General features: G+C 47.4%; 5 protein-coding genes. 2 read left to right on the plus strand and 3 right to left on the minus strand.

The genetic code is table 11. The annotated features are described in order from the left end of the window. Together AB7D94_RS16645 and AB7D94_RS16650 are read right to left on the minus strand one after the other, a co-directional pair. A partial coding sequence (locus tag AB7D94_RS16645) for a type II toxin-antitoxin system RelE family toxin (protein WP_420267189.1) occupies positions 1–319 on the minus strand: 319 nt, incomplete at its 3' end. Further along, complete coding sequence (locus AB7D94_RS16650; protein ID WP_420267190.1) at positions 291–491, minus strand: hypothetical protein; 201 nt, start codon at positions 489–491, stop codon at positions 291–293. The genes AB7D94_RS16650 and AB7D94_RS16645, both read right to left, overlap by 29 nt. Before the next feature lie 111 nt (positions 492–602). On the opposite strand from AB7D94_RS16650, the gene AB7D94_RS16655 reads away from it, so the two are divergent. Beyond that, positions 603–803, plus strand: a complete 201-nt coding sequence (locus tag AB7D94_RS16655; RefSeq protein WP_420267191.1) for a type II toxin-antitoxin system HicB family antitoxin — start codon at positions 603–605, stop codon at positions 801–803. Positions 804–1,049: 246 nt separating this feature from the next. Continuing rightward, positions 1,050–1,808, plus strand: coding sequence for a prolipoprotein diacylglyceryl transferase (lgt, locus tag AB7D94_RS16660; protein ID WP_420267192.1), 759 nt, complete (start codon positions 1,050–1,052; stop codon positions 1,806–1,808). On the opposite strand, the gene tkt is transcribed toward lgt, so the two are convergent. Next, positions 1,777–3,771, minus strand: a complete 1,995-nt coding sequence (gene tkt, locus AB7D94_RS16665) for a transketolase (protein ID WP_420267193.1) — start codon at positions 3,769–3,771, stop codon at positions 1,777–1,779. The genes lgt and tkt overlap by 32 nt on opposite strands. Positions 3,772–3,895 lie beyond the last annotated feature (124 nt).

The raw sequence follows: 3,895 nt of genomic DNA on the forward strand, positions 1-3,895 counted from the left end.
TGATTATACTATACATACTACCAGTATCGTTCTTGCCTTCACCGAGAATCGCTGGCCCCAATACCTTTTTCTTGTATATGTTGCTTCTATGCCCTACATCAAGGATGATAATGTCTTCAGATTCATATATATACACAACACGCCAATCTCCGACATAGAGCTTAAAAGTGCCTCTCAGCCTGCCTGTTAATTGAGCAGGGGTAACAAGGCCTTGCCTCAACAGTTCGATCTTATCAAGCATCCTTTTAATTATCGGTTTATCTATTTTTCGTAGTGAACAGCGAGCATTATCAGACCAAATGATCTTCTTTAAGCTCATCTAAAAAATCCTCATGTGTCATGCGTCCTGTTTTATCTTCAATACTCTCTGTCAATCGTGCGATAAAGTCTTCGTTAAGTTCAAGACCGGCGTCAGGGTCTCCGACAAGATCAAGAAACGTTTGTTCGATAAATGACCTCAAGTCCTCTTCCGTCATATCGGCAACTTTCATAAGCGACCTCCTTTAAGGATGTACTGTTATATTATAACATAACTATTTACCCACTACAACGCTACAACTATGTTAAACTTTGCCGTTGATTAACAGAGTATAGGAGATGATATGCGTAAAAAACTGACAGCGGTCTTTCAAAAATCACCATATGGCTATATTGGATATGTGGAGGAAATCCAGGACGCCAACACTCAGGGGGCAACGCTGGAAGAAACAAAGACTATTTTGGTGGAGGTTGTTCAGCTGATTCTGGAAGCTAACCGCCTAATCGCTGAAAGGCGGCCTGTTCCCTTTACTTGCGTATCATAAACTGGTGTAGTCTTCGTTAAATACCCAATTATAAGGTATAATTAAATAACTGTGGAGTGAAAAATAAGGGGGGACAGGCAGCTTTTTTTGCTTGTAGAAGGTGCTATTTTGGCGTTCACTTTTTATAGCTTACCTCAGTACATTCCTATATTTGGAGATTGGATCGTTGTAATACCGTTACTTTTTTCGCCGCGTTATGTTAGATTATCACCAGTTATGCTGGCTTATCCTGAGATACGGCCTTATTTGATAAAATTTGGCCCGGTTCAGATTCGATGGTACGGACTTATGTACCTGATTGGGTTTGTGAGTTCTTTTTACCTTGTTAAATATCAACTGAAACGCCGCCGCATTTCCCTCAAAAGCGAAGACCTCGAAAACTTATACCTGTTTGTCGTCATCGGCCTCATTGTCGGCGCGAGGCTTGGATACGCATTGTTCTATAACCTTGATTATTACCTTGGCAATCCGCTTGAGGCCTTTGCCGTCTGGCACGGGGGGATGTCTTTTCATGGCGGAATGCTTGGGGCTATTACCGGCGGGTTTATCTTTTGCCGCATTAAAAAGATTGATTTCCTTATGCTCTGCGATATGATTAGTGTCACTGTCCCCATAGGGCTTGGGCTTGGCAGGTTAGGGAATTTTATTAACGCCGAACTTTTCGGGCGCGTGGCCGATGTCCCGTGGGCAATGGCCTTCCCGGGCGGAGGACCTCTGCCACGGCACCCTTCGCAGCTCTACGAGTTCTTCCTTGAGGGCGTTGTCCTCTTTTCCATTATGTGGATTGCCAAAGACAGGTTTTCCACACGGCGCGGCGTTCTGACAAGCACATTCATAATCCTCTACGGTGCCTTCAGAGTGGCTGTCGAGTTCTTCAGAGAGCCTGACCCGCAACTCGGAATGCTTGCAGGAGTAATCACAATGGGTCAGCTCCTGTCCTCGCTTATGATTTTAGCCGGCACTGCCGGTCTGGCTATTTCTCTAAAAGCGCGCGCGCGTGTTTAAGGACATTCTCCACCGTAAAGCCGAAATGCTCAAACAACTGCTTTGCCGGCGCTGAGATTCCAAAGGCGTCAATACCTATTACATCGCCATGAAGGCCGACGTATTTATACCAGCCCAGAGTTGAGCCAGCCTCAACGGCAAGGCGTTTATGTACGTTGACTGGCAGTACCGATTCCTTGTACTCTGCCGACTGTTTTTCAAACAATGCGAATGACGGCATACTCACACACCTTACAGCAACACCCTCTTTGAGCAGTTGGACGTATGCCCCTAAGGCCTGGTGAACCTCCGAGCCAGAGGCAATGAGAATCAGCTCCGGCGCCCTCCCCGAATCCGCGAGTACATATGCCCCATACTGAAGCCACTCGTGTGAGGCATATACCTTTCTGTCAAGAACCGGCACACTCTGCCTCGTCAGAATTAACGCCACAGGGCCGCCTTCATACTCCATGGCTATCTCCCACGCCTTGACGGTTTCGTTGGCGTCGGCTGGTCTGATGACCAGAAGGTTCGGGATCAATCTCAACGTGGTCAATTGCTCTATCGGGTGGTGGCTTGGGCCGTCCTCTCCCACACCTATTGAGTCATGGGTCAATATGTATATGACGTGCGCCTTCATCAGTGCTGACATCCTTATTGCGGGATACATGAAGCTGGCAAACACCAGATACGTCCCGCCATACGGTATGAGCGCTTTATTTAATGACATACCGGTAAGGATTGCCCCCATGGCGAATTCCCTTATGCCGAAGTGGATGTTTCTGCCTACTTTGGTCTGGCCATAGCGCCCGTGTTTTTTTAAATAAGTCATATTGGACGGCGACAGGTCTGCAGAGCCGCCCATCAGGTTAGGGATTTCCTCGGATATGGCGTTTAGTACGTTTCCAGAGGCGCTGCGTGTCGCTATCATCCCGCTTGTGACGTCAAACTGAGGCAGGGCACCCTTCCATGTGCCGTTTAGCTTGCCGCTCATGAATTGATCGAACATCTGTGCAAGTTCCGGCTGCTTTGACCTGTATTTTTTCAACAGGGCGTTCCATTCGGCCTCCTCTTTTTTCCCGTTGTCCACCGCCCGGTGGTAATGTTTTGTAACCTCTTTCGGGATATAAAAAGTCTTCTGCGGCCAGCCGAAATGCTCTTTCGTCAGCCTGACCTCTTCCTCTCCCAGAGGTGCGCCGTGGATATCGGAAATATCCTGCTTGTTGGGACTGCCGTAGCCCAGGTGAGTGGTAGCTATGATTAAAGAGGGCCTCTTTTTTTCCTCTTTTGCCTTGGCGAGGGCCTTTTCTATTGCGGGAAGTTTATAGCCATCCACCTGCTCGACATGCCAGTTCATGGCCTCAAATCTCTTTGCGACATCCTCGGTAAATGTCATATCAGCCGAGCCGTCTATCGTAGTATTGTTGGAAGAGTACAAGTATATTATCTTGCCAAGTTTCAGGTGCCCGGCTATTGATGCCGCCTCGTATGAAACTCCCTCCATTATGTCGCCGTCGCTTACTATGGCATAGATATTGTAATCTACTACGTTAAAACCCGGTCTGTTGAACGTCTCGGCAAGATAGCGCTCGGCCATCGCCATCCCCACGCCAACGGCAAAACCATAGCCAAGAGGCCCGGTGGATAGCTCAATTCCCGTGTCCAGGTTATACTCAGGATGCCCCGGTGTCTTGCTCTCGAACTGCCTGAAATTCTTTATATCGTTTAATGAAATATCATAGCCGGTCAGGTGCAACAAACTGTAGAGCAACATTGAGCCGTGCCCCGCCGAAAGCACAAACCTGTCACGGTTAAACCAGTGGGGGTTTGATGGATTGTGCTTTAAGAACTTTGTCCACAATACATATGCCATATCGGCGTCGCCCATCGGCATTCCGGGATGCCCTGAGTTTGCCTTCTGCACGGCATCAATTGAAAGCATTCTTATCGTGTTGATACATAACTCGTCGAGTATTTTGGTCATCTGTCTGCCTCCTTCGAATCCACTAAGTTTAGTCCTCCTGAATATATTTTGTCAAACTAATTATCGAAAAGTGTCGTACCAAAGTAGAAATGTCCTATTCTTACCAAAATAGAAATGTCCTATT

This window comes from Candidatus Magnetominusculus dajiuhuensis, from assembly GCF_046044395.1.
GTDB lineage: Bacteria > Nitrospirota > Thermodesulfovibrionia > Thermodesulfovibrionales > Magnetobacteriaceae > Magnetominusculus > Magnetominusculus dajiuhuensis.

Coding starts and splice junctions, on each gene's coding strand:
- AB7D94_RS16655 (WP_420267191.1), top strand. CDS start 603: ATGCGTAAAAAACTGACAGCGGTCTTTCAAAAATCACCATATGGCTAT.
- AB7D94_RS16650 (WP_420267190.1), bottom strand. CDS start 491: ATGAAAGTTGCCGATATGACGGAAGAGGACTTGAGGTCATTTATCGAA.
- tkt (WP_420267193.1), bottom strand. CDS start 3,771: ATGACCAAAATACTCGACGAGTTATGTATCAACACGATAAGAATGCTT.